Source organism: Acinetobacter sp. NIOH-H-8 (assembly GCF_046635365.1).
GTDB lineage: Bacteria > Pseudomonadota > Gammaproteobacteria > Pseudomonadales > Moraxellaceae > Acinetobacter.
The window spans coordinates 1-419 of the sequence record NZ_JBHDVN010000254.1; the positions used below are offsets into that span (position 1 = coordinate 1).

A 419-nucleotide genomic window follows, 5' to 3' on the forward strand; every position below is an offset into this window, starting at 1 on the left:
CCCGGTAGAGAGCGACTTCTCTGATTGATACAAACCAACTCCCGAACTTCCAAAAACGCCGTCAAATAAAACTTTTTTCGCTAGACGAGCGCATCACCGTCGATGCAAGAGAGATGGAATAACTGGCATCTATGATGCGCTATGAGAAGAGGTTGTTGCAAATTACTTTTTCATTTAGTCGGGACGCGCGTCCGCAATTCTCGAATTTATCGGCTTTTTTTAATCCGGTTTGCCGACCGGCGGTATAAAAAACTTTTCCGCCGCTCTCTTTGCGCCGCGCCGTTGTTTTTCAAAATCACGAATCCACTGCGAGATATGCGCCGCTATTTTTTCGTCCTTTTGCTCGGCTGTTTTTATTTGGCGCGGCTCGATCGTTTTGTCGATGCCTTTGAGGTCGGCTTTTTTAATGACTTTGATTT

1 protein-coding gene is annotated in these 419 nt (G+C 45.8%); it reads right to left on the bottom strand.

All coding sequences use genetic code 11. The annotated features are described in order from the left end of the window. Nucleotides 1-219 precede the first annotated feature (219 nt). On the bottom strand, nucleotides 220-419 hold a 200-nt coding region (locus ACEWB7_RS18090; RefSeq protein ID WP_411581099.1), incomplete at its 5' end, for a hypothetical protein.